At 55.1% G+C, this 23,669-nt stretch carries 16 protein-coding genes and 5 rRNA genes; 17 read left to right on the top strand and 4 right to left on the bottom strand.

The genetic code is table 11. From position 1 onward, the window contains the following. The first annotated feature begins 41 nt into the window (after positions 1-41). The 11 genes from tmk (at position 42) to JYE50_RS11450 (ending at position 12,692) form a co-directional block, all read left to right on the top strand. Complete coding sequence (tmk, locus tag JYE50_RS11490; protein ID WP_304588084.1) at positions 42-1,334, top strand: dTMP kinase; 1,293 nt, start codon at positions 42-44, stop codon at positions 1,332-1,334. Beyond that, on the top strand, positions 1,331-2,437 hold the full coding sequence (mnmA, locus tag JYE50_RS11485; protein WP_084097351.1) for a tRNA 2-thiouridine(34) synthase MnmA: 1,107 nt from the start codon (positions 1,331-1,333) through the stop codon (positions 2,435-2,437). The genes tmk and mnmA overlap by 4 nt, the downstream gene beginning before the upstream one ends. Positions 2,438-2,455: 18 nt before the next feature. Next, complete coding sequence (locus JYE50_RS11480; RefSeq protein ID WP_084097349.1) at positions 2,456-3,685, top strand: dicarboxylate/amino acid:cation symporter; 1,230 nt, start codon at positions 2,456-2,458, stop codon at positions 3,683-3,685. A 143-nt stretch (positions 3,686-3,828) separates the two neighbouring features. Continuing rightward, the gene (locus JYE50_RS11475; RefSeq protein ID WP_084097347.1) at positions 3,829-4,422 is read left to right on the top strand and encodes a cyclase family protein; all 594 of its coding nucleotides are present in this window, start codon (positions 3,829-3,831) and stop codon (positions 4,420-4,422) included. Between the two features lie 323 nt (positions 4,423-4,745). Next, a 16S ribosomal RNA gene (locus JYE50_RS11470) occupies positions 4,746-6,291 on the top strand. Between the two features lie 297 nt (positions 6,292-6,588). Next, positions 6,589-9,477 (top strand): 23S ribosomal RNA (locus tag JYE50_RS11465). 195 nt (positions 9,478-9,672) lie between these two features. Further along, positions 9,673-9,789, top strand: a 5S ribosomal RNA gene (rrf, locus tag JYE50_RS11460). Between the two features lie 371 nt (positions 9,790-10,160). Further along, positions 10,161-10,266: ribosomal RNA gene (gene rrf / locus JYE50_RS15575) — 5S ribosomal RNA — on the top strand. 177 nt (positions 10,267-10,443) lie between these two features. Continuing rightward, positions 10,444-10,546: ribosomal RNA gene (rrf, locus tag JYE50_RS15570) — 5S ribosomal RNA — on the top strand. The 16S, 23S and 5S rRNA genes sit together here, the layout of an rRNA operon. 609 nt (positions 10,547-11,155) lie before the next feature. After that, positions 11,156-11,653 carry an RNA polymerase sigma factor gene (locus JYE50_RS11455; RefSeq protein WP_179138452.1) on the top strand — a complete coding sequence of 166 codons (498 nt, stop codon included), beginning with the start codon at positions 11,156-11,158 and terminating at the stop codon, positions 11,651-11,653. Then, on the top strand, positions 11,646-12,692 hold the full coding sequence (locus tag JYE50_RS11450) for a zf-HC2 domain-containing protein (RefSeq protein ID WP_084097335.1): 1,047 nt from the start codon (positions 11,646-11,648) through the stop codon (positions 12,690-12,692). Before JYE50_RS11455 ends, JYE50_RS11450 begins: the two co-directional genes overlap by 8 nt. A gap of 60 nt (positions 12,693-12,752) precedes the next feature. On the opposite strand, the gene JYE50_RS11445 is transcribed toward JYE50_RS11450, so the two are convergent. Both JYE50_RS11445 and JYE50_RS11440 read right to left on the bottom strand, forming a co-directional pair. Beyond that, positions 12,753-14,444, bottom strand: a complete 1,692-nt coding sequence (locus JYE50_RS11445) for a CotH kinase family protein (RefSeq protein ID WP_084097333.1) — start codon at positions 14,442-14,444, stop codon at positions 12,753-12,755. Beyond that, a complete protein-coding gene (locus tag JYE50_RS11440) occupies positions 14,437-14,958 on the bottom strand; it encodes an RNA polymerase sigma factor (RefSeq protein ID WP_179138451.1) in 522 nt (173 codons plus the stop codon). The genes JYE50_RS11445 and JYE50_RS11440 overlap by 8 nt, the downstream gene beginning before the upstream one ends. 159 nt (positions 14,959-15,117) lie before the next feature. On the opposite strand from JYE50_RS11440, the gene JYE50_RS11435 reads away from it, so the two are divergent. Further along, positions 15,118-15,624, top strand: a complete 507-nt coding sequence (locus tag JYE50_RS11435) for a GNAT family N-acetyltransferase (RefSeq protein ID WP_084097329.1) — start codon at positions 15,118-15,120, stop codon at positions 15,622-15,624. Between the two features lie 54 nt (positions 15,625-15,678). Here the strand turns inward: JYE50_RS11435 and JYE50_RS11430 are convergent, their stop codons facing one another. Next, positions 15,679-16,329: a vWA domain-containing protein gene (locus tag JYE50_RS11430; protein WP_084097327.1), complete on the bottom strand. Its 651-nt coding sequence runs from the start codon at positions 16,327-16,329 to the stop codon at positions 15,679-15,681. A gap of 100 nt (positions 16,330-16,429) precedes the next feature. Then, positions 16,430-17,506 carry an O-acetyl-ADP-ribose deacetylase gene (locus JYE50_RS11425; RefSeq protein WP_084097325.1) on the bottom strand — a complete coding sequence of 359 codons (1,077 nt, stop codon included), beginning with the start codon at positions 17,504-17,506 and terminating at the stop codon, positions 16,430-16,432. Positions 17,507-17,646: 140 nt separating this feature from the next. On the opposite strand from JYE50_RS11425, the gene JYE50_RS11420 reads away from it, so the two are divergent. The 5 genes from JYE50_RS11420 to JYE50_RS11400 all read left to right on the top strand — a co-directional run bounded on the left by JYE50_RS11420 (position 17,647) and on the right by JYE50_RS11400 (position 23,648). Continuing rightward, on the top strand, positions 17,647-18,339 hold the full coding sequence (locus JYE50_RS11420; protein ID WP_084097324.1) for a histidine phosphatase family protein: 693 nt from the start codon (positions 17,647-17,649) through the stop codon (positions 18,337-18,339). A 20-nt stretch (positions 18,340-18,359) separates the two neighbouring features. Further along, the gene (locus tag JYE50_RS11415) at positions 18,360-19,466 is read left to right on the top strand and encodes a CapA family protein (RefSeq protein WP_084097323.1); all 1,107 of its coding nucleotides are present in this window, start codon (positions 18,360-18,362) and stop codon (positions 19,464-19,466) included. A 145-nt stretch (positions 19,467-19,611) separates the two neighbouring features. Next, complete coding sequence (gene pulA, locus JYE50_RS11410) at positions 19,612-22,218, top strand: type I pullulanase (RefSeq protein WP_179138450.1); 2,607 nt, start codon at positions 19,612-19,614, stop codon at positions 22,216-22,218. Between the two features lie 17 nt (positions 22,219-22,235). Next, positions 22,236-22,466, top strand: a complete 231-nt coding sequence (locus JYE50_RS11405) for a purine biosynthesis protein PurH (protein ID WP_084097321.1) — start codon at positions 22,236-22,238, stop codon at positions 22,464-22,466. A gap of 102 nt (positions 22,467-22,568) precedes the next feature. Continuing rightward, positions 22,569-23,648 carry a metallophosphoesterase gene (locus JYE50_RS11400; protein WP_084097320.1) on the top strand — a complete coding sequence of 360 codons (1,080 nt, stop codon included), beginning with the start codon at positions 22,569-22,571 and terminating at the stop codon, positions 23,646-23,648. Positions 23,649-23,669: the final 21 nt, after the last annotated feature.

Genomic DNA, 23,669 nt, shown 5'->3' with positions numbered 1-23,669 from the left:
ATTCATTGTAATCTGCAGACCTACAGAATGATAAATTGTGAATGATGAATTGTGAATTGAAAGACACCTGGATCCTGTTCGATCTGGACGGAACGCTGACCCGGTCCGAAGAAGGCATCTGGAATTGCGCGAAACACGCGGTGAAGGAGATGGGCCTTCCGGAACCGGACGCCGCGACCCTGCGCAAGTTTATCGGGCCGCCGCTTCTGTATTCCTTCCAGACCTTCCTGGGTATGACCCGGGAACAGGCGGAGGAGGCGCAGCGGATCTACCGGGAACGCTATACCACCGTCGGAATGTACGAGAACCGGGTGTATCCGGGTGTCCGCACCATGCTCCGGACCCTCTGGAAGCAGGGGGCAAAGCTGGGTGTGGTGACCGGCAAACCTGCCTATCCCACCGGGAAGATCCTGGAACATTTCGGCTTTGACCGTTTCCTTTCGACCGTGGTCTGTGCCACGGATGCCCGGGCGGAAAAGGTGCACCTGATCCGGGACGCCCTGCCGGAAAACTGCGGCGAGGCCTGGATGGTCGGCGACCGCTGCTTTGATATGGAAGGCGGCAAAGCTGCCGGGATCCATACACTGGGCGTGACCTACGGCTATGGCAGTGAACAGGAACTGCTGGATACGGGCGCGGAAAAGATTGCCCATACGCCGGTGGAGATCCTGGATATCCTCTGTCCGGACGCTGAACGGGGACGCGGAGCCTTCCTGTCTGTGGAAGGGCTGGATGGCAGCGGCAAGGGAACCCAGATTGAACGGCTTTCCGATGCCCTGGACCGCTGGGGCTTTGAAGTGGTGCATACCCGGGAACCCGGAGGCACGCCCATCGGGGAAAAGATCCGGGAGATCCTGCTGGACCGGGAGAATACCGGCATGACCGATGTGACGGAGGCGCTCCTGTACGCGGCGTCCCGGGCACAGCATGTGCGGGAGAAGATCCTTCCGGCTGTGAAGGAAGGCAAGGTTGTCCTTTGCGACCGGTTCCTGGATTCCTCTGTGGCCTACCAGGGCGGCGGACGGAATCTGGGAATCGATAAGGTACTGGAGATTAACGCGCCGGCGGTGGACGGCACCCTGCCGGACCTGACGGTTTATCTGGATATAGACCACCGTGAATCGCTGCGGCGCCGCTGCGCGGCAAGCGAACCGGATCGCTTGGAGATGGAGGCGGAAAGCTTCCATGCCCGGGTGGAAAACGGCTATCATGAGCTGATCGCCCGGAATCCGGAACGTTTTGTGGTGGTGGACGCGGCGAAGACCCGTGAGGAGATTGCCGCGGAGATACAGGAAAAAGTGCTGGCCCGTCTGATGGAATCGGAGGACAAATGAGCGAGCGTATTGTGGTTGGTATGAGCGGAGGCGTGGATTCCTCCGTTGCGGCCCTGCTTCTGAAGGAGCAGGGCTATGATGTCGTGGGCGTCTTTATGAAAAACTGGGAGGAAGAGGACGAAAACGGCACCTGCACCGCGGAGGAAGACTGGCGGGACGTTCGGGATGTGTGCGACCTGATCGGTATTCCGTACTACAGCGTGAACTTTGCCAAAGAGTACTGGGACCGGGTCTTTTCCTATTTCCTGAAAGAATACCGCGCCGGACGGACTCCGAATCCGGACGTCCTGTGCAACCGGGAGATCAAGTTCCGGGCGTTCCTGGATTTTGCCATGACGCTGGGAGCGACCCGCATGGCGACCGGACACTTTGTCCGCACGAATGATGCGGGACAGCTGCTGAAGGGAACGGACCCGAACAAGGACCAGAGCTATTTCCTGTATATGGTGCACGCGGAACAGCTGAAGAAGGCTGTCTTTCCCGTGGGCGGCATGACCAAGGAACAGGTGCGGAAGATCGCGGAGGAACGGGGCCTGCCGGTCAGCAAAAAGAAGGATTCCACCGGTGTGTGCTTTATCGGTGAACGCAATTTCAAGAAGTTCCTTTCGGAATACCTGCCTGCCCAGCCGGGCGATATGGTTTCGCCGGAGGGCGAGGTGGTGGGCAGGCATGACGGGCTGATGTACTACACCCTCGGCCAGCGCAGAGGCCTGGGCATCGGCGGCCGGGGAGACGGCCGCAGCTGGTTTGTCATCGGCAAGGACCTGGAAAAGAACCGTCTGCTGGTGGCTCAGGGGGAGGATCATCCCATGCTCTACAGCACCCGCAGCATTGCGGAAGACGTGACCTGGGTTGGGGAAGCCCCCGTGAAGGAAGGCGAAACCATGACCTGCACCGCCCGCTACCGCTACCGCCAGCCGGACCAGCCGGTGGAGGCGACCCTGAAGGGCGGAAAGCTGCTGCTGCATTCCCTCACGCCGCAGCGGGCGGTGACGCCCGGCCAGAGCGCCGTACTGTATAAAGATGATGTATGCCTGGGAGGGGGAATCGTAACCGAGGTTGTTGATCCGGGCTGTGTTGACCCGGATAAGCAGATAAACTAATACTTTGGAGGGACAACCATGGAAAAACGGAAGAAACTGGCTCTATCCACGCAGATCTTTATCGCCCTGGTACTGGCGATAGGCGCAGGTATCGCGCTGACGGGAAACCCTGATTTCGCTAAAAGCTATATTAAACCCTTCGGTACGATATTCCTGAACCTGATCAAATGGATCGTATGTCCGCTGGTTTTCTTCTCGATCATGGCGGGTGTGGTGTCCATGCGGGACATCAAAAAGGTCGGCGTCATCGGCGGCCGGACCATTCTCTACTATATGTGCACCACCGCTTTCGCGGTAGCGATCGGCCTGCTGTTTGCCAATCTGCTCAAAGGCATTTTCCCGGTTCTGTCCACAGCGGAGCTGTCCTATGAACCGGCCGCGACTTCTGTCAACTTTATGGATACCCTGGTGGGCATCTTCCCGTCCAACTTCATCAAGCCCTTTGTGGACGCGAATATGCTGCAGATTATCGTATCTTCCCTGTTCATCGGTTTTGCCCTGATCCTGATCGGCCACCGGTTCGATATGGAGTTCAAGGCGGTGGATGTCTGCAACGATGTTTGCATGAAGGCCATGGAAATGATCCTGAAGCTTTCCCCCATCGGTGTCTTCTGCCTGCTCTGCCCGGTGGTGGCTGAGAACGGACCGGCCGTGCTGGGATCTCTGGCCAAGGTGCTGCTGGTGGCTTATATGTGCTATATCGTGCACGCGGTTGTGGTGTATTCCATTTCCGTGAAGACCATGGGCGGCGTCAGCCCTCTGAAGTTCTTCAAGGGCATGCTGCCGGCGATCATGATGGCATTCTCTTCCGCCTCTTCTGTGGGAACGCTTCCCCTGAATATGGAGTGCAGTGAGAAGCTGGGCGCGGATAAGGAAGTCAGCTCCTTCGTGCTGCCGCTGGGCGCCACCATCAACATGGACGGCACTGCCATTTATCAGGGTGTGTGCGCCGTATTCATTGCTTCCTGCTTTGGTATCAGCCTGACCTTCTCCCAGATGCTGACCATCGTGCTGACGGCTACGCTGGCTTCCATCGGTACGGCGGGTGTTCCCGGCGCCGGAATGGTCATGCTTGCCATGGTGCTTCAGTCCGTTGGCCTGCCGGTGGAAGGCATTGCGCTGGTGGCGGGTGTGGACCGGATCTTTGACATGGGACGTACTGTGGTGAACATCACCGGCGACGCCTCCTGCGCGCTTGTTGTTTCCAACCTCCAGCGTAAAAAAGCGGCGAAGAAAGCTGCTGCCTGATAAAAAACAAACAGATGCCCGCGGGAAGCTGAATGGCTCCCGCGGGCATTTTCCATTGCAAAAGGAAAAGACGCGGCCGGCGGAGAAATCATGAGAGACAGGACTGTGCTGCATCACATATATTAAGAAAGAAGAGAAAACGGATGAAGATCTATGATATCTCCCAGGAAGTGTTTACCTGCTGTGTGTATCCCGGTGATCCCTCGCCGGAGCGGCAGGTTATGATGCGAATCCCGGAAGGCGCTGTCTGCAACCTGACAGCGTTCCGTATGTGTGCCCACAACGGAACGCATGTGGACGCGCCTTTTCATTTTATCAATGAAGGACGAACGATTGATGCCGTTTCCCTGGAACGGTTCATCGGATCCGCGTATGTGGCGGAGCATTCCGGGGAATTTTCTGCGGCGGACGCTGAAGCCATCCTGGAGAAGGCACGAGCAATCGATCCGGAGGCGGCAAAGCGGATCCTGGTGAAGGGCCCGGCGGTGGTAACGGAAGAGGCTGCCGCGGTTTTCGCGAAAGCGGGGATCCTGCTCTTTGGCAATGAATCCCAGACCGTGGGGCCGGAGGACGCTCCCATGCGGGTGCATCTGATCATGCTGGGAGCGGAGATCGTGCTGCTGGAGGGCATCCGGCTGGGAGAAGTTAAGGAAGGAATCTACCTGCTGAACGCTGCTCCGCTGAACCTGGGAGGAGCGGATGGGGCTCCCTGCCGGGCAGTGCTGATGAAGCTGTAAAGCAGCCGGGAATGTATCCGAACATATTGGTGTATATATATAGAAGAAACCCCAATACGTTGGCCAAAACACGAACATTCGTTCAGGTAAATGACGCATCGTACGGAAGCGTTGATTTACCTGAATTTTTTTGAAAAAAAGCGCCAAAAAGTGCTTGACAAAGGCCTTGCCGTTTGATATTCTATCCAAGCTCGCTTGCGAGAGATCGTAAGAAATAGAGCAGAGCGAACCTTGAAAACGATACAGAGAAGAAACGCGCAAACATTAAGGAAAGACTAGCGAAGATTCCAAAGAGTGAAACATCGAAAGATGTTAACAGGATTAAACGGAAGAGTTTGATCCTGGCTCAGGACGAACGCTGGCGGCGTGCCTAACACATGCAAGTCGAGCGGGGACATTGCGACAGATATGAAGTTTTCGGATGGATTTGAAGATGTAATGTTCTAGCGGCGGACGGGTGAGTAACGCGTGAGCAACCTGTCCCTTACAGGGGGATAACACAGCGAAAGTTGTACTAATACCGCATAAGACCACAAAGCGACATCGCTTAGGGGTCAAAGGAGTAATCCGGTAAGGGGTGGGCTCGCGTCCGATTAGATAGTTGGTGAGGTAACGGCCCACCAAGTCGACGATCGGTAGCCGACCTGAGAGGGTGATCGGCCACATTGGGACTGAGACACGGCCCAAACTCCTACGGGAGGCAGCAGTGGGGAATATTGGGCAATGGGGGAAACCCTGACCCAGCAACGCCGCGTGAGGGAAGAAGGTTTTCGGATCGTAAACCTCTGTCCTTGGTGAAGAGAAAGAGACGGTAGCCAAGGAGGAAGCCCCGGCTAACTACGTGCCAGCAGCCGCGGTAATACGTAGGGGGCGAGCGTTGTCCGGAATGATTGGGCGTAAAGGGCGCGTAGGCGGCCCGGTAAGTCTGAAGTGAAAGTCCTGCTTTTAAGGTGGGAATTGCTTTGGATACTGTCGGGCTTGAGTGCAGGAGAGGTAAGTGGAATTCCCAGTGTAGCGGTGAAATGCGTAGAGATTGGGAGGAACACCAGTGGCGAAGGCGACTTACTGGACTGTAACTGACGCTGAGGCGCGAAAGTGTGGGGAGCAAACAGGATTAGATACCCTGGTAGTCCACACTGTAAACGATGAATGCTAGGTGTAGGGGGTATCGACCCCTTCTGTGCCGCAGTTAACACAATAAGCATTCCGCCTGGGGAGTACGGCCGCAAGGTTGAAACTCAAAGGAATTGTGGGGGCCCGCACAAGCAGCGGAGCATGTGGTTTAATTCGACGCAACGCGAAGAACCTTACCAGGTCTTGACATCCAGTAAAACTTGTAGAGATACATCGTGTCTTCGGACATACTGAGACAGGTGGTGCATGGTTGTCGTCAGCTCGTGTCGTGAGATGTTGGGTTAAGTCCCGCAACGAGCGCAACCCTTATTTTCAGTTACTAACAGGTAAAGCTGAGGACTCTGAAGAGACTGCCGGGGACAACTCGGAGGAAGGTGGGGACGACGTCAAATCATCATGCCCCTTATGACCTGGGCTACACACGTGCTACAATGGCCACCACAGAGAGGAGCGAACCCGTAAGGGAGAGCGGATCTCAAAAAAGTGGTCCCAGTTCGGATTGTGGGCTGCAACCCGCCCACATGAAGTCGGAGTTGCTAGTAATCGCGGATCAGCATGCCGCGGTGAATACGTTCCCGGGCCTTGTACACACCGCCCGTCACACCATGGGAGTTGGGAGTGCCCAAAGTCGGTGAGGTAACCGCAAGGAGCCAGCCGCCTAAGGCAAGACCAATGACTGGGGTGAAGTCGTAACAAGGTAGCCGTATCGGAAGGTGCGGCTGGATCACCTCCTTTCTAGGGAGAAAGCAGAAGCCGAAAGGTGGACGCCGAAACCGAGGTCGATTGCGGACGAAAGTCCGTATCATTAAAAAGCTTCAAAGAAGCAAAACGGAACGTCAACGAACGTTCGAAAAGAATAGTCGCTAATCCTTAACAGCGCGCGAAACTCTGTATCGTCTTCAAGGCTCGATCTGCTGACGAGCAGCGCACCTTGACAACTGCACAGCAAAGAAAAAGATTCAGGAAAGACCAGTTTGAGGGTAAAATGAAGATTTTACCAAACCGATTGGTCTCAGGATCAGAACGACGAGAAATCAAGCTACAAAGAGCACAGGGTGGATGCCCTGGCACCATACGCCGAAGAAGGACGTGGCAAGCTGCGAAAAGCTACGGGGAGCCGCAAGCAGGCACCGATCCGTAGACATCCGAATGGGGAAACCCGGCAGTCGAAGAGGCTGTCACCGTAAGATGAATCCATAGTCTTACAGGAGGGCACGCGGGGAACTGAAACATCTAAGTACCCGCAGGAAGAGAAAATAAATAATGATTTCCTAAGTAGCGGCGAGCGAAGGGGAAAGAGGCCAAACCGGGGGCATGCTCCCGGGGTTGTGGGTCAGTAACGTGTATGGAAGACTTTAGCCGAAGAGAGATGGAAAGCTCAGCCAGAGAGGGTAACAGCCCCGTAAGCGAAAGAGTCAACCAGCTAACTGATACCAGAGTACCGCAGGGCACGTGAAACCCGGCGGGAAGCAGGAGGACCACCTTCCAAGCCTAAATACGATATGGTGACCGATAGCGCATAGTACCGTGAGGGAAAGGTGAAAAGAACCCCGGGAGGGGAGTGAAAGAGAACCTGAAACCCTGTGTTTACAAGCAGAGAAAGTACATGTTATGTACGATCTCGTACTTTTTGTAGAACGGACCGGCGAGTTACGTTATGCAGCGAGGTTAAGGACTGAAGGTCCGGAGCCGAAGCGAAAGCGAGTTTGAATAGGGCGATAGTTGCATGACGTAGACCCGAAACCGGGTGACCTATCCATGGCCAGGTTGAAGTGGGAGTAAAATCCCATGGAGGACCGAACCAGACGTCTGTTGAAAAAGGCGGGGATGAGCTGTGGATAGGGGAGAAATTCCAATCGAACCCGGAGATAGCTGGTTCTCCTCGAAATAGCTTTAGGGCTAGCCTCATGGATAATTGATGGGGGTAGAGCACTGAATGGGCGCGGGGGACTCAAATCCTACCAAACTCTATCAAACTGCGAATACCATACAATGCAAACCATGGGAGTCAGTCCGCGAGAGATAAGTTCCGCGGGCAAAAGGGGAACACCCCAGATCAACCGCTAAGGTCCCAAAGTACACGTTAAGTGGAGAAGGATGTGGAATTGCACAGACAACCAGGATGTTGGCTCAGAAGCAGCCACACATTTAAAGAGTGCGTAATAGCTCACTGGTCGAGTGGTTGTGCGCCGAAAATGTCCGGGGCTAAAACGTGACACCGAAGCGATGGATGCGCGAATGCGCGTGGTAGAGGAGCGTTCTGTACGGGCTGAAGCTGTATTGTGAAGCACAGTGGACTGTACAGAAGAGAGAATGCCGGTATGAGTAGCGAGAGCGAAGCGAGAAACTTCGCCGTCGAAAGCCCAAGGTTTCCTGGGAAGGTTCATCCACCCAGGGTAAGTCGGGGCCTAAGCCGAGGACGGAAGTCGTAGGCGATGGACAGCAGGTGTATATTCCTGCACTACCGAAGAATGAAGCAGTGACACAGAAGGATAGTCTGAGCGGGGTGATGGTCAACTCCGTACAAGCACTGAGGTTGGGATGTAGTGAAGTACGCATCCCTCTAAGCTAAGGTGTGATGTGGACCGAAATAAAGTAGGGAAGCAGATGAGTTCACGCTGGCGAGAAAAGCTGCTAGTATATCTGAAGGTACCCGTACCGGAAACCGACGCAGGTGGGCGAGGAGAGAATCCTGAGACGAACGGGAGAACCCTTGTTAAGGAACTCGGCAAAATGACCCCGTAACTTCGGGATAAGGGGTGCCTCGAGAGAGGCCGCAGAGAATAGGCTCAAGCGACTGTTTAGCAAAAACACAGGTATCTGCGAAAGCGAGAGCTGACGTATAGGTGCTGACACCTGCCCGGTGCTGGAAGGTTAAGGGAACATGTTAGAGCAATCGAAGCATCGAACCGAAGCCCCAGTAAACGGCGGCCGTAACTATAACGGTCCTAAGGTAGCGAAATTCCTTGTCGGGTAAGTTCCGACCCGCACGAATGGTGTAACGATTTGAGCGCTGTCTCAACAGGGGCCCGGTGAAATTGAAGTATGGGTGAAGATGCCCATTACCCGCGACTGGACGGAAAGACCCGTAGAGCTTTACTGTAGCCTGATATTGGATTTCGGTAACGGATGCACAGGATAGGTGGGAGGCTTGGAGACTAGGACCTCGGTCTTAGTGGAGCCGCTGTTGGGATACCACTCTTCTGTTACTGGAATTCTAACATGGACCCGTGAACCGGGTAATGGACAGTGTCAGGTGGACAGTTTGACTGGGGCGGTCGCCTCCGAAAGAGTAACGGAGGCGCCCAAAGGTACCCTCAGAATGGATGGAAATCATTCGAAGAGTGCAAAGGCAGAAGGGTGCCTGACTGCGAGAGTGACAATTCGAGCAGAGACGAAAGTCGGGCTTAGTGATCCGGCGGTATTGAGTGGAAAAGCCGTCGCTTAACGGATAAAAGCTACCTCGGGGATAACAGGCTGATCTCCCCCAAGAGTCCACATCGACGGGGAGGTTTGGCACCTCGATGTCGGCTCGTCGCATCCTGGGGCTGAAGCAGGTCCCAAGGGTTTGGCTGTTCGCCAATTAAAGCGGCACGCGAGCTGGGTTCAGAACGTCGTGAGACAGTTCGGTCCCTATCCATCGTGGGCGTAGGAGTCATGAGAGGAGCTGTTCCTAGTACGAGAGGACCGGAATGGACGCATCACTGGTGCAACTGTTGTCGTGCCAACGGCACAGCAGGGAAGCGAAATGCGGACGGGATAAACGCTGAAGGCATCTAAGCGTGAAGCCCACCTCAAGAATAAGACTCCCATTGCGCAAGCAAGTAAGACCCCCGGAAGACTACCGGGTAGATAGGTCATCGGTGGAAGTACGGTAACGTATGGAGCTTGATGATACTAATAGGTCGAGGGCTTGATTTCAGAAAGATCTTGAGATCAATTAGAACAGAAAAACAGGTCACCAATTCCTGAATCTTATGGCTGTGCAGTTGTCAGGGTTGCGTAAGGCAATCCGATGGGCCCTGGAAGAGGAAGAAAAGAACGACGGAAAGGGCCAATCGTTCCGCTAAAGGGACGAAGAAATCACGAAAGTGATTTCCTAAATAGCTCACAATTTCCGGTGGCTATGACGAAGAGGTTCCACCTGTTCCCATACCGAACACAGAAGTTAAGCTCTTCAGTGCCGATGGTACTTGACTGGCAACGGTCCGGGAGAGTAGGTCGCCGCCGGATTCCAATAAACTCTGTAGTGAAAACTACAGAGTTTTTTTCATGGAATCCGGCGGTATTTGAAGATATAGAGTATTGGTATAAAAGATAAGACGCTCGCCTTATTCAATCTGGGTGATCGCTTCTATCCTTGCATTATATGCAAAAGAAGCGATCACCCAGATTGTTTCGTTCGCCTTTATAAGGCTCACTCACGGATTCCATAAATGGAATCCAGGCGAGCAGTGTAGGAAGCTTCGGGAACAGGTGGGAGGGGGAGAGACGAAGAGGTTCCTCCGCAACCTCAATGGTCGCTCTAAGCCCTTGGAGCGGGCTTAGCTCTCCCTTTCGGTTGACTCGTTCGCCTCATTTCGGCTTCGCCGACAGCCCACTGGGCTGACATTCGGCTCGCTCCCCTGTTCCATACCGAACACAGAAGTTAAGCTCTTCAGTGCCGATGGTACTTGACTGGCAACGGTCCGGGAGAGTAGGTCGTTTGCCGCAATCTCAGTCGGCGCAGCGGTTATCGCTGACGCTTCAACCCGCTGCTTGCTTCGATTGACTCGCTCACCTCGTTTCCATCTTCGATGGACAGCCCACTGGGCTGCCACTCGGATCGCTCCCCAGATTCCAATAGGCAGTTGCTTTCGCAACTGCTGAATTACTTTATTCGCTTTTGTAAAAACATATGGGTATCTGTTCAATACCGAACACAGAAGTTAAGCTCTTCAGTGCCGATGGTACTTGACTGGCAACGGTCCGGGAGAGTAGGTCGTTTGCCGCAATCTCAGTCGGCGCAGCGGGTATCGCTGACGCTTCAACCCGCTGCTTGCTTCGATTGACTCGCTCAGGGCGCTTCCTGCTTCGCAGGATAGCCCACTGGGCTACCGCTTCCTTCGCTCCCCGGATTCCAATAGGCAGTTGCTAACGCAACTGCTGAATTACTTTGTACAATTGTATGAGTATCTGTTCCATGTTGAACACAGAAGTTAAGCTATGAGATGTCGGTGGTATTTGATTGGTATTGGTCCGGGAGGGCAGATTGATCTGACCCTCCTTGACTGCCTTTCAGCACACTGATGGCAGCTGGTCAAGGGTGGCCGCAGGCCACTTGTGAAACCCTTGACCGGATGACAGAAGTGTGCTTTCTGGCGTGCTTTTATAAATCAGTAAGGATATCTGTTCCATACCGAACACTGGTGGGCTGCGAAGTTGAATAGTTGATGGTTTAAGTATATATAATTCTGAATTCTGAATTCTTAATTCTGAATTATCTCTATGGTCATCTGTGGTTGTTTTCTGTACAATAAAAAAGATTTTATATTTTACTGTTACGTTTCTCCTTTTTTTGTTACTAACCTTATGAATACGGGAGAAAGGAGTGGAAGGATTGCCTGAGGCTGAAGTGATCTATGATCAGTATAAGGACCTGGTGTTCGGATATCTGATCCGCCTGTGCAGGAACCGGGACCTGGCGGAAGACCTGACACAGGAGACCTTTTATGCCGCGATCAGGCAGTGGGATACGTTCCGGAAGGACAGTGACACGGGAACGTGGCTCTGTTCCATCGCCCGGAATCAGTATTACCTGCTGCTGCGAAAAGCCGACAAGCAGCGGAAGCTGCTGGAAAAGCAGCAGGCGGAAGCGGCTGAGGATGATTTTACCGAAAAGCTGATGGACCGGATCACGGCGTTCGATGCCTATAAGATCCTTCACCGGCTGAAGGAACCTTACCGGGAGATCCTGACCATGCGCCTGTTCAGCGAACTGGGATACCGGGAAATCGGGGAACTGTTCGAAAGATCAGAGGACTGGGCGCGGGTCATGTGCTTCAGGGCGAAGCGCATGATCGTTGAGCAAATGAAGGAGGAAACGAAGAATGAATAAAGACTGTGAGATCATCCAGGATCTGATGCCGCTGGTGATCGACGGCGTTTGCAGTGACAAGAGCCGGGAAGCGGTGGAAGCCCATGTGAAGGAGTGCGCGGAGTGCGCGGCGGTTTACGAAGACCTGAAAAAGGATCTTTTTCATCAGAAATCTCCCGAAAAGCAGGAGAAAAAGGATGTGGAACGCTCCCTGAAGACGGTGCTGAAGAAAAAGAAGGTAAGCCGTTTCCTGAAGCCGTTCCTGCTGGGCATGCTGATCGTGGCGCTGGCTGTCGGCGGCATCTTCGGATATCAGTATCTGTCGGACCTTCAGGTGCCGCTGGATCCGGATCAGTATGATATTCGCCTGTTCCGGATGGAGAACGGGGATGTGGCTGTGATCGCGGATTATAAGGAACTGAACGGCAGCGACCAGTGGATCAATATGTGGATTGAAGGAGATTTAGAAGATCCCCTGCCGGAAGATTGTGATCCTTCGGATCCTGAACAGATGGAGAAACTGATAGAAGCGGGACGCGCCGTGCGCCATGATGATACTGTTTTCTTCCGGTATACCCAGCGGGAGAAGTATACGGCGAAGAAATTCTTCCTGGGCCGTAAAAGGCAGGAAGTGCTCCATAAAGGACAGAAACTGGTTCATAATGAAATCCTGAAGTTTATACGTGCCGGGGAATTTTCGGAAAATACCTGCCTTGGATATCATGTCATGAAAGGCAATGACCGGCTTGTCTGGTCCTTGGGGGACGACCTGCCGGCGGCATCAGAGGAACTGGAGACATATTACCGGTATCTGAGGGAGTACAGGCGTATCCATGACGAGATCTTTGAATACAGCGCAGAGGCAAGGGGCTATGTGGCTGTTGCTCCGGATGCTGAACGCCGCAGTGAATTGATGCAGCAGCACCTGTATGCCCTGGAAGCTAATCTTCCGGAACTGCAGCCCTGGATCGGGGAAAAGCCGGAACCGCTGGATGAGGAAACAGTCAAATGGGCATTCAGTTACAGCACATGGGAGGATTGGGGAGCGGAAAGTGAATAACTCTCGTAAAACAAAGAAAACCGCCTGATTTTCATCAGGCGGTTTTTCTGCGAAAGGCCGTTAAGTGGCAGAGTCCGGTAATTCCTTTGGGATGTCTGTCGGGAAGTATACAGCCATTTCTGTATCGCTCATTCCGAAAAATTCCTGGATGTAGCCGTACAGCAGGATCGGACGCTTCAGCATGGTCTTCCGCAGCCGCTTGATCCGCTGCTGCCAGTACTGCCATGCGCCTTCGGATGTGGTCGGGAGTTCAGAAATGATAGCTTTGTCATTCAACGGACCCCAGCGGTCAAAATGGGCCTGCATACTTGGCTCGATCCATTCGACACATTCGTCCAGTTCGGCCAGCATCACTTCGGTGGTCAGGGAATGGAACAGGCTGCCCAGCTTGGTGAAGAAAAGCTCCCGGTATTTGTCCACCTCCAGGATCTTCAGGAAGATACTGTTGTCGATCGCTACCTCACCCATTCCCTTTTCTTTCAGGTAGCTTTCGACTGAGTTAAAACCGGAACTAAACAGTCCGTAATCCAGGTCCTGGATCAGGCATTTCCACTTGCCGCCGGGCACCCGGTAAACCATTCCGTTCCCGATGTCGCTGTTTCCGAAATACATTTCCACGGTGAGCCAGTCCAGGAAACTGTCAATATCGATTTCCTGCTCCAGGTATGCCAGATCTTCCGGATTATGGGCCGGATCGCTGTTTTTGATCTGTTCGCGCATGCTGACAAAGTTTTTTTTCTGGCCCTGTAATGGTGTGCCGTTGATATACAGAATGGTGATGTCATCCGCCAGATCATCCGGAATCTGTTCATAGCGGCAGACGGTGTAGGCATCCACGTTTTCCCGCATATTGTAGATGCCCCAGTATTCCCCGTTCAGGTAGACGTTTACCGGTCTCCAGGCCTGGGTCAGCAGGCGGGCGTCCGTATGTCTTTCAATCAGCCGGTGCTGTACTTCGTCCATCACGCGGGTCCACATGCTGTCATTCCCGCCATTCCGGAGCAGGATGGTGGGATAGGCATCGGCGGTTCGGTCATCAAAGAGCGGATAATCAAAGGATCCGTCCGATGCTTTGAGGAGAAAGCTTTTCTGGGGCATGTCCATGGAAAACGTGTCTTCGGGATCAAGCTGCAGGCTGATGTCATCCGTGAACAGGAGTGATCCCTGTCCGTTCCGGTATTCCAGTTTTCCTTCAGCGCTGCCGCCGGCCCTGGCGACCTGGCGGTATACCGTGTTTTGAAAGGGAATGCCTTTGGATTTATCCACATTGTCTCCCTCAGCCAGGATACCGGTTTCCTTGTTCCACAGCAGGTCTTCCTCCACATACAGGTCAATCCGATCCAGGGACGGAGACTGGTTTTCATCCTGCAGGCTGACTGCCGCGGGAAATTTGGGGGAATCCTGCCCCGGCGTGCCGGGGGCGGCCTCGGTGCCGATGGGCTGTGTTACGGTATCCAGCGGCAGGCTATCACTCCGGTTCAGCCGGATGGTCCACAGTCCGGTGAGAAGGACCAGGACAGCGGCTATCGCTGCCAGGGACCTGAAGCGGACTGACGGGTTTCTGTTTACTGCCGGCGTGTATGCCGGTTCAATTCTTGTTTCACAGGTGCCGTTATATATTGTGATCAAAGGTTCGGCCTCCTTCTTCGTTTGTTCCAGGATTTCTGTTTCCCGGGAAGGAAGCTCATCCAGCCAGGAGAGGCTGTCACGGACAGCTTCATGAATGCGTTCCTGTGCTTTGCTTTCATGCATTGTCTTTATCGCTCCCTTCCAGTTCGTTTTTCAGTATGACGCAGGCGCGGCTGCACCGCCTTGATACGGCAGAAGGTGTAATTCCCAGAATCTCGGAGGTTTCCTGCAGGTCATATCCCTGGACATACCGGAGCATAATGGCTTCCATGTACTTCCGTGGAAGGTTCATTACAGCCGCTGTCAGGGCGGCGTGGGTTTCATCCGGCTGTTCCGCGGCGATGGGCAGGTCTTCCGGCTGAACAAACCGGTTGAGACGGGTGACCCACGGGCTTCGCAGATGATCCCGGCAGAGATTGACCGCGATCCGGAGCAGCCAGCTTTTTTCCTTCTTTTCGTCACGCAGGCTGTCCAGGTGCGTATAAGCTTTCAGGAAGGTTTCCTGTACAGTATCCCGGGCCTGTTCCGTGTCATGAAGATACAGGTAGCAGATTCTCAGGATGTCTTTTTCGTATCGGCGGATCAGGACAGTAAGTCTTTCCTGTTTTACAGAATCCGGGCCCTGGATTCCAGTCACAGACTTCACCTCCTGACAATATAGACGGAATGGAGCGCCCGGATTTGACTTTTGGAGAAACTTTTTTTCGTCCGGGCACACAGGCAGCATCATATACTATTCATATCAACGGATCAATGGTATAATGCGTTCCAATAAAACGCGGATGGAGAAACAAAGATGGAAAGTGCCAGACTGCTGATCAGGCCCATGGAAGACGGGGATGAATCCGCCTTTGTCAGGGGCATAGCCGACCGGGACCTGCGGGCTGCTTATGGCTTTCCGGTCGATATGGAGGAGGACGTTTCTGTTCAGATCTTCCGGCACTTTCTTGGACTGAACCGGGCGCTGTCGCTGGTGGGGAAGGAATCGGGAGAAATGATCGGATTCTTGCTGGATCTTGCCCCGGAACTGCCGGAGGAAACAGCTTCCAGCCTGCCGGAAAAGGGCCGGACGCTGGCCTATGCCGTGTTTCCGCCGTACCAGCGGAAAGGATACATGCAGGAGGCGCTGGAAACCCTGGTTCCGGAGTTGTTCCAGGCGGTGGAATATATCCATTGCGGCCATTTTGAGGAAAACGAACCCAGCCGGAACCTGCTCCGGAAGCTGGGCTTCCGGGAATGTGCCGGGCATACGGCCGGGAAGAAGCTGATTGTTGATGAGATCCTGTTTCCCGGACAAGGGTAAATGAAAAGAAACGGCATGACCGAATGCATCGGCCATGCCGTTTTTATATGGAGATCAGTCGTTTTTCCGTGCTTCAAAGTCTTCTTCAATCTTCTGCTTCCACCGGCGGTCCAGCTTTTCGGAACGGCGCACGGTCCTGACGGCTTTGCTTATTTCCTCATAGTTCAGGGACTGGCCAATGGGATCGCAATGGTAGGTCACGGCCCGGTCTTCATTGATTCCGAAGCGGGCAGCGGTTTCCACCGCGTCGATGTTTGCCCCGAGGAACAGGAACTCCCAGCCGTATTTTTCCTTCTGCCGCTGCACCATGGCCTTGACCCGGTCGCTGGAATAATGGCGGCTGGCGTTTTCCATGCCGTCTGTGGTGATGATGAAGATGGTGTGTTCCGGCCGGTCTTCCTCCCGGGCATATTTGTGGACGTTGCCGATGTGGTGAATGGCTCCGCCGATGGCGTCGATCAGGGCGGTGCACCCGCCGACATAATACTGCCTGTCCGTCATTGGTTCGATCTTCGCCAGGTCCACCCGGTCATGAAGCACCACGCTTTCATCGGAAAACAGCACGGTGGAGACCAGCGCTTCGCCTTCCTCCTTTTTCTGCTTTTCGATCATGCCGTTGAAGCCGCCGATCGTATCCGCCTCCAGGCCGGACATGGAGCCGCTCTTGTCAAGGATGAAGACCATTTCTGTCAGGTTCTTTTTCATCAAAAATCCCTCCCGTTCGTATCATGGCGGGGTTTCTCAACCCTGCATACAGAGGATACGGGAAACGGGAGGGAAAACGGTCGCCCCGCAGGCGACAAATTCAGCCCATGCCGGAGCCCAGGAGGGGCTGATCCTGATCAAACAGAACTTCGTTGATCTCGAAGATGTTGTAGTTCCTGTGGGTGATAAAGTATTCCAGGATAATATCGGTTTTGCTGGTGTGGGTCAGGGAAAAACCGGCTTTGTTCAGAAGCTTTTTTGTTTCCGGAAGGGAAAGCTCCAGTGCGACAGCGAAGGCGAACACGGTGGTTTTGCTGGGCCTGTATTCCGTATTGGTGCGGATCTTGCTGAACAGCTTCCGGTCGATGTTGGCTTTTTTGTAGCACTGGGCATCCGTCATTCCCCGTTCATCGATCAGATCCAGCAGGGTTTCGGAAAAGCCCTTGTCCGTCTGCTTCAGGATGCGCTCCCAGTCCGGCGCGGACTGCGGAGCAGGCATTGCTTCACAGGCCGAACCGGCTTCCATCGGCGCGACGCAGATGGAATCATGATAAACCGGCGCGGCGGACTGAAGGTCCGGCTCCGGCATGTTTATTTCTTCTTCCCGCCGGCGTTCCCGGATCCTGTTCCGCCTGTCCCGCAGCCGCTGTTCCGCGTAAACGTCGTCAATATATTCCTGCACGTCGCTGAACAGTTTTTTGCCGGTCATCAGGGAATCATGCCCGAAAACCACGAGATAGACCATCAGGTCATGATCCATCAGAAAACCGGTGATCGTTTCCACGGCCACAGCCATGGCTTTGTCCGACGGATAGCCGTAGGCGCCGGCGGAGATCATGGGGAAGGCGATGCTTTCACAGCCGTTTTGGACTGCCAGCTCCATGGAATTCCGATAGCAGGCGGAGAGCAGTTCCCTTTCGCCCTCCTGTCCCCCGTGCCAGATGGGACCGACGGTATGGATCACATACCGGGCAGGAAGCCGGTAGCCTTTGGTGATCTTTGCCTCCCCGGTCTCACAGCCGCCCAGGGTGCGGCATTCTTCCAGCAGTTCCGGGCCGGCGGCACGGTGAATGGCGCCGTCAACTCCTCCGCCGCCCAGCAGGGAGCGGTTGGCCGCGTTCACGATGGCGTCCGTATTCATTTTGGTGATGTCATTCCGGATCAGTTTAAAAGGCATGAGACTTCACGCTCCTTTTCCTGATTTTATCAGAGCGGAAGGGACCCGCGCAAGCCCCGGGCAGATACCGCTCGACAAGCTTCGCTTTTCATTGTATTGTATGAGCAGGAAAGATGTATGCCGAAGGAGCATAAGGACACATGAGAATTGTTTTTGTTCGTCACGGGGAACCGGATTACACGCATGACTGCCTGACGGAGCAGGGAAAGCTGCAGGCGCTGGCGGCGGCTGAACGCCTGCGGGAGGAAGGAATAGAGGAGATCTTTTCATCGCCCCTGGGCCGGGCGGCTGAAACAGCGGCAGCGACAGCTGAGCTGCTGAAGCTTCCTGTGAAAACGCTGGATTATATGCGGGAACTGCATTGGGGAAGCACCGACGGCACACCGCTTCCGTCAGACGGCCATCCCTGGGACCTGGCGGACCTGCTGGCGGGGGATGGCTGGGACCTGACCAATCCGGGCTGGCGGGAGCATCCGTATTTCAGGAACAACCGGGTTACGGAAAACGTGGATATGGTAGCTCAAAGGACGGATGAATGGCTGCTTTCCCTCGGCTATGAGCGCAATGGCGCTTTTTACCGGTGTGTCCGGCCGGATGACCGGCAGAAAACGGTGGCGCTGTTCAGCCACGGCGGATCTTCCGCGGCAGCGATGGGGCATATCCTGAACCTGCCGTTCCCCTACGCCTGCGGGCTGTTCCATCTGGAGTTCACGGGGATCACCATTATCCGGCTGGACCGGAATCCGGGGCAGCAGCGCCTGCCCTGCCTGGAGCTGGCCAATGACGGCCGCCATATCAACGGTACCCGTTATCACCGGCTGGCTGACATGTAAGCGACCCGGAGGGATCGGAAATGAGTACAGGAAAGATACGGCGAGGGATGGCCATACTGGCTGCCGCGCTGATGCTCGGTACGGCGTCAGCTTCCGCGTCCGGGGAGTGGCTGACTGTTTCCGGCGGGGACGCGCCGGAGGAATACGGCTTCCTGGTCCAGGAATATACCGGAACAGTCCGGATGACCTTCCTGGGAGACTGTACCCTCGGCGGAGAGGAAAAGACCCGGAACGCGGCCAGGGGATTCATCCGGACCATTGAGCAGAACGGTTTTGAATACCCTTTCCGGAACCTGTCTGTGCTGACAGCCGCGGATGACCTGACCGTGGCAAACCTGGAGGGTGTGCTCTCAGACCGGAACCTGTCCAAAGTGAAGAAAACCTATAATTTCATCGGCTCCACGGCCTATACAGGGATCCTGAAGGCGGGTTCCGTGGAATGCGTGACCCTGGCAAACAACCATTCTCATGATTATGACACGGCCGGTTATCAGGATACGAAGGCGGCGCTGGAAGCGGAAGGCGTGGCGTATTTCGGGACGGACGTTCCGGCTGTCTGGCGGAATGAAGACGGGCTGATGATCGGATTCCTGGGCGTATCCGGTTCAGTATCGGGCAACCGGGGGAAAGAATACCGGAAACAGGCGGAATACCTGCGTTCCATCGGCTGTGCCGCGGTTATCACGGTCATGCATGCCGGTACGGAATATGCTTCCGAACCGGACGGCTACCAGAACCAGATCGTGAACCTGGCGCTGGAATGCGGAACGGACCTGGTGATCGGTCATCATCCCCATGTGGTGCAGGGCTATGAGATCCGGGACGGGATACCGGTTGTCTACAGCCTGGGCAACTGTGTGTTCGGAGGCAATACTAACCCGCGGGATCATGACGCGCTGGCTGTTGTCACGGAGCTGTCCTTCCGGGAGGGCGTCCTGGAGGGGATTACGCTGCGTTTTTATCCGCTTTCCGTTTCCGGGGAGGCCGGGAGGAATGACTATTCCCCGGTGTTCCTGGACGGCGCGGACGCGGAGCGGGTGCTGAAAAAGATGGAGGAATCCACCGGGGTTTCTCCCGGCGCCTTTGATGCTTCCGAAGGGGCGGTTGTGACCGTTCCTGTACAGTAAAATGGTGATTTTGCCTGCCGGGATACCGGCAGGTTTTTTGTCCGGCTTCCGGCGGCCGGCATTGAAGCGGCCCGGGAAGAATGATATAATCCGGGTACAGAGAAAATGTGATCAGTGACAGTGATATATGGCAGGAGGAATGAAGATGAAGAGATTCGGATGTATATTGATGGCTTTGCTGATGACCCTGGCGTTCCTGTGCGGGCCGGCAGCGCCTTTGGCCCGCGCGGAGGAGGAATACACCCTGCCCCGGGAGGAGGGAACCCGCCAGGTGACCTTCTACTGGTACGGGGATGATAATGAGGATTACGACACCTGCGACATGTGGATCTGGTTCCCGGACGCGGACGGTCACGGCTATCTTTTCCATCCCTGTGAGTACGGGGTCAAGGTGGTCCTGAATGTTCCGGAAAACGTCAGCAAGGTGGGATTCATTGTCCGGAGAAACTGTTCTGATCCGGGCGGAGCAAGCTGGGGAAACGCCAGCAAGGATTATGACGGAGACCGCTATGCCGAGCTTACCGGGGACACCACGGAAGTCTACCTGAAGCCCGGCGATCCGGATCAGTACAAGAGCAGTGACGGCGGCAAAACGCTGTACCAGGAGAGGATTATGACACTGGCAGGCATCACGGACCTGGATAAGATCCAGTATTACCTGAATCCGGCTGTGCGGATCGAGTCCCTGGACCAGGTAAAGGTTACCGACCAGGAAACCGGAAAAGCGCTGGAGGTGACAGCCCTGTCCAGCCTGAACAACGAAGTGGTGACCGGTACCATTACCGTCGGGGAGGAACTGGACCTGACAAAACTGTATACCGTGGAAGTGGAAGGCTACGGCGCCCTGACCGCGGTACCCACAAAGGTGTTTGACACGGAAGCTTTCGCGGAACGGTATCTTTATGACGGGGATGACCTCGGCGCTGTGACCGGTGAAAACGGAACCACCTTCAAGGTGTGGGCTCCGACTGCCGGACGGGTGGTGCTGAACCTGTTTGAGGCCGGTGACGGCTGCGACGCTTATGAGACCCTGGACATGGTCCGGGGAGAGAAGGGCGTATGGAGCGCGGAAGCGCCCTGCGGCGCCGGAACCTATTACACCTACACGGTTACCACTGCTGCCGGTGAGCAGGAAGCGGTGGATCCCTATGCCCGCGCGGTCGGCGTGAACGGCGACAGGGGCATGGTCATTGACCTGGCGTCTACGGATCCGGAGGGCTTCGCGGCAGATACGTTTGTTGACAGCATCAGCGCCTATAACGAGGCGGTGATCTGGGAAGTGCATGTACGCGACTTCTCCAACAAGCTGGCTTCCTCCGCATATCCGGGCAAGTACCTGGCCTTTACCGAGCACGGCCTGACCAATGCCGCGGGAGAACCGGCGGGAATTGATTACCTGACGGACCTGGGAATCACCCATGTGCACCTGCAGCCGGTATATGACTATGCCACCGTGAATGAAGCGTCCGAAGAACCGCAGTTCAACTGGGGCTATGACCCGAAGAACTACAACGCGCCGGAAGGCAGTTATTCCACGGATCCGTATCACGGAGAAGTCCGTGTGAAGGAATTCAAGCAGATGGTGCAGGCGCTGCACGAAAGCGGGCTGGGCGTTGTGATGGATGTGGTATACAACCACACCTATGACGGCAATTCCTGCCTCAACCGGATCGTGCCGTACTATTACTACCGCTTTGATTATATGGGAGACTGGTCCAACGGTTCCGGCTGCGGAAACGAGACCGCTTCCGACAGGGCCATGTTCCGGAAGTACATGGTGGATTCCGTTTCCTACTGGGCGAAGGAATACCATGTGGACGGCTTCCGGTTTGACCTGATGGCGCTTCATGATGTCCAGACCATGCAGGAGATCGAGCAGGCGGTTCATGCCATCAATCCGAAGGCGCTGCTTTACGGCGAGGGCTGGACCGGCGGAACCACAACGCTGATGGAAGGCAAGCGGGCCAGCCAGGCGAACATTAAGAAGGTCCAGGCGTCCGAAGGGGCAGCCGGCGGTGTCGCCGTGTTCAACGACAGCATCCGGGACGGCCTGAAGGGCAGCGTTTTCAACGCGTCCGAAAAGGGCTACATCAGCGGAAACGTCAGCAGGGAAAGGGCTTACCAGGTGGTCTTCGGCCTGACCGGCGGCGTAAAGAACCCGATGGTTTCCTGGTCCGTGCCCAATGACGGCGTAATCAACTATATGGCCTGTCATGACAACCATACGCTGTTTGACCGGCTGCTGGCTTCCAATGGCGAGTATTCCCTGGATGACCGCCTGAAGATGAACCGGTTCGGCATCTCCATTGTGATGATCGGCAGGGGAACCCCCTTCTTCCTGGCCGGCGAGGAAATCCTGCGCACCAAGGGCGGGGATTCCAACAGCTATAAATCTTCGGATGAGGTCAACAACATTCGCTGGGATGACCTGGCACCCGGCAGCGACGCCATGGCTATGCGGGATTTCTACCGTTCCCTGATCGCAATGAGGAAGGCAAATCCGTTCCTGACAAAGGGTGAGATTGCCTGCGAGGTGCTGAAGGATAATGCCATTGAGGCCACCTGGACAGAGGATGGAAAGGTGACCGCATATGCGGTCATCAATCCCGGCATGGACAGGGAAGTGGCTTTGCCGGAGGGTGAATGGCAGGTGCTGATCCTGAACGAAAAGATTGATCCGGACGGAACAGAGACCATCAGCGGTACGGTGACCGCGGGCGGACGTACGGTGCTGCTGGTCCGGGCAAAGTAAAGAATACGGGAGACGGTATGAAAAGCATTCTGATCAGGGACACCACCCGGGAGGAACGGGCGGCCATCGTGGCGGAAGCTGTGGGCAGCCTGGAGGGCGCCTGTGACGGCTGCGCTCCCGGGATCATCCGGATGTATGATGAATACATCGAAGGACGGATGGAACTTCGGGAAGTTAACGCGGCTTTCCGAACCGGCTATGTTTCGGGAAAAGAAGGCCCGGAAAAGGCCGGATGCGATATGCTGTAAGGGAAAAACTGCCGGGAGACCGGCAGTTTTTTCATGCTGCCTCCGGCTTGCTTATTCCACGGCAACCCCCTATAATGGGTTCATGAAAGAGGGGTGTGAACTTTGCGGCGGGAGAAGAACCAGTATATTTTTGCTTCGGAACTGACAAAAAGGAACCGGAGCCATCATTTCCGTGTCGCGTTCCTGGTTTTCCTGCCCCTCCTGATTCTGATTCTCTGTGTGATGAGCATTGCCATTTCCAGGCAGGTCATTGTCCGGGATCTGAAACTGACCATACTGAACCTGCCGGCAGATCTGGAAAACTACTCCATTCTTCATATCAGTGACCTTCATGGAGCCCGGTTCGGAAAGGAACAGAAGGCGATTGCCACGGCGCTGGGTGATACGCGGTATTCCTGCGTAGTGATGACCGGTGATATGCTGGGGGAAGACCGGGATGTGGAACCGCTGCTGGAGCTGATCGCCCTCATGCCGCGTGATGTGCCGAAGTTCCTGATCGCCGGGGATATGGACGGGGATATTGTTGAAACCACCGCCCACAGCAGCCTTTCCGTCTATGCTCAGTGGGTGGAGGAAGTACAGGCGCAGGGAGTGAAGGTTCTGGACCGCCCGGCGCTGATCACCCGGGAAAAAGGACGGATCTGGTTTGTGCCGGAAGAACTGTACGCGCTGAACCTGGACGGAATGCTGAATACTTACCGGGATCAGTGGACTAACCTGAACAACCGGGCAGCCTCCCTGACGGCGAATGACGCGGCCCGGCTTCGTTACCTGGAATATGAGCTCCAGAGGCTGGAAGACCTGAAAGAAATCAAAAAACAGATCAAACCTGAAGATATACAGGTGGTCCTGACCCACACGCCGCTCAGCAGCGATTATATGGCGGACCTTGTTTCCTGGGGAAACAAGGAAGAAGCGTTTTCCATGCGTTACGCGTCGCTGATCCTGGCTGGGCATTACAACGGCGGACAGTGGCGTATTCCCTTTGCCGGTGCTCTTTATGTCCCGGAACTGGGATGGTTCCCGGAGGATGAACTGGTGGAAGGCCTCAGCTATATCGAGGGAATCCCGCAGTATATCAGCCCGGGCATGGGGTCTGATCCCCACTATGAACATCAGCCCGGCAGGATCTTCAACAGTCCGGTGATCACCAGGATCCTGCTGACAAGAAAAGTGAACTGACGATATTCTGGAGTTAACTGA

It is taken from the genome of Aristaeella lactis (assembly GCF_018118585.1).
GTDB classification, from domain to species: Bacteria; Bacillota; Clostridia; order Christensenellales; family Aristaeellaceae; genus Aristaeella; species Aristaeella lactis.
Note: the sequence above shows the minus strand (reverse complement) of the source record. Positions and strands in the feature narration are given on the sequence as shown.

Coding starts and splice junctions, on each gene's coding strand:
- tmk (WP_304588084.1), top strand. CDS start 42: ATGATGAATTGTGAATTGAAAGACACCTGGATCCTGTTCGATCTGGAC.
- mnmA (WP_084097351.1), top strand. CDS start 1,331: ATGAGCGAGCGTATTGTGGTTGGTATGAGCGGAGGCGTGGATTCCTCC.
- JYE50_RS11480 (WP_084097349.1), top strand. CDS start 2,456: ATGGAAAAACGGAAGAAACTGGCTCTATCCACGCAGATCTTTATCGCC.
- JYE50_RS11475 (WP_084097347.1), top strand. CDS start 3,829: ATGAAGATCTATGATATCTCCCAGGAAGTGTTTACCTGCTGTGTGTAT.
- JYE50_RS11450 (WP_084097335.1), top strand. CDS start 11,646: ATGAATAAAGACTGTGAGATCATCCAGGATCTGATGCCGCTGGTGATC.
- JYE50_RS11445 (WP_084097333.1), bottom strand. CDS start 14,444: ATGCATGAAAGCAAAGCACAGGAACGCATTCATGAAGCTGTCCGTGAC.
- JYE50_RS11435 (WP_084097329.1), top strand. CDS start 15,118: ATGGAAAGTGCCAGACTGCTGATCAGGCCCATGGAAGACGGGGATGAA.
- JYE50_RS11430 (WP_084097327.1), bottom strand. CDS start 16,329: ATGAAAAAGAACCTGACAGAAATGGTCTTCATCCTTGACAAGAGCGGC.
- JYE50_RS11425 (WP_084097325.1), bottom strand. CDS start 17,506: ATGCCTTTTAAACTGATCCGGAATGACATCACCAAAATGAATACGGAC.
- JYE50_RS11420 (WP_084097324.1), top strand. CDS start 17,647: ATGAGAATTGTTTTTGTTCGTCACGGGGAACCGGATTACACGCATGAC.
- JYE50_RS11415 (WP_084097323.1), top strand. CDS start 18,360: ATGAGTACAGGAAAGATACGGCGAGGGATGGCCATACTGGCTGCCGCG.
- pulA (WP_179138450.1), top strand. CDS start 19,612: ATGAAGAGATTCGGATGTATATTGATGGCTTTGCTGATGACCCTGGCG.
- JYE50_RS11405 (WP_084097321.1), top strand. CDS start 22,236: ATGAAAAGCATTCTGATCAGGGACACCACCCGGGAGGAACGGGCGGCC.